Raw genomic sequence first — 1,365 nt, forward strand, 5'->3', positions numbered from 1 at the left:
AGAGAACGGTGCGGAGGCACCAGAAGGCACACGCCAACCAAAAAGGCGCGTGCCGGGGCACTCTGCGATAGGCACTCAGCTATATTCAAGATCACCGACAGTGACCGAGATTGACAAACGGTGATCTGGGCCACAGGATGCAACCCCGCAAACATTGACGCAGCGGGCACCCTCGACATAAGCCTCAATTACGGGTCTTAATGGACCTTCCGTGCGACATCGCAGGGTAAAAGCCTTTAAATCGGGCATTACCTAAAAGAAACCTTCTGACCCGGTAACAATCTTGTAACCACACATGTCGATGGCTGCTGTGCGATCGTGTGGCCGCCTCTGCCCCTCGGTACGCCGTTCGGGGCTGTTTGTGCTGCCCAATTCGCCTCGGTCCCCACGGGAGTAGACCAGCGTGACCGCGCCCCGCTTGCTCAGCCCATTCGTGCGTACGCGCACCAGGCTGGGCGTCACCATCGGCCTCGTGCTGGCCGCCACCTTGACCGCCGCTTCTCTACCGTTCCTGCCGGACGGCGACGAGAACCTGACCGCCGCCGGCCCCGACGAACCGGTCGCGGCCATCCCCGCCGGCACCGGCCTCAAGGACAAGGCCACCGCCTTGCAAGAGGCCCGCCGCACCGGCAAGGACGTCCTTGTCGACCGCGCCACCACTGCCTTCAGTCAGCTCTTCGCCCGCCCCGACGGCCAGCTGCGCGACGTCACCAGCGCACTGCCGCAGCGAGCGAAGGACGAGAACGGCCAGTGGGCGCCGATCGACAACACCCTCAGCCTCGACCCCACCGCCACCGACGGCCTCGGCGTAATCCCGGCGAACCCGGCCGAGAAGGTCCGTTTCAGCAGCGGCGGCGACAAGGCGGCCAGTGGTGAGATCCGGAGCGGCGCTGGTGCGGAGGCCAGCGCCACTCCGTCCGGTGGCACCGGCGGCTCGGCCGGCACGGTTCTCGCCGAGGCCGAGGCCAAGGGCCACACCATCACCTACACCTGGCCGGGCACCCTGCCCGAACCGGTGCTGGACGGCTCCCGCGCCCTTTACCCGGAAGTCCTGTCCGGCGTCGACCTGCTCCTGGTCTCGCGTCAGGAGGGCGGCTTCGGCCTGCTGCTGATCGTCAAGAACCAGCAGGCCGCGAGCGCGGTCAAGTCCCTGACGTACGGCCTGCGCGCGGACGGCGCGATCTTCCGCAGCAACCCGGAGACCGGCGGTCTCCGGGTCCTGGACGCGGCCACCCAGGCCGAGATCGCCAACATCCCGACGCCGATGGCCTGGGACTCGGCCGGCAAGGACCCGGAATCACCGGAGAAGCCGCAGCTGTCCACCGCCACCTCGGCCGACGTCCTCAAGCTCAGCGGCCTGAGCGG

1 pseudogene is annotated in these 1,365 nt (G+C 67.3%); it reads left to right on the forward strand.

Annotated elements, in window-relative coordinates:
- Positions 1-403 precede the first annotated feature (403 nt).
- Positions 404-1,365: pseudogene (locus B0I29_RS45030) on the forward strand (hypothetical protein); the annotation flags it as partial.

This window comes from Actinoplanes lutulentus, from assembly GCF_003259845.1.
In the GTDB taxonomy this organism is placed as follows: domain Bacteria; phylum Actinomycetota; class Actinomycetes; order Mycobacteriales; family Micromonosporaceae; genus Actinoplanes; species Actinoplanes lutulentus.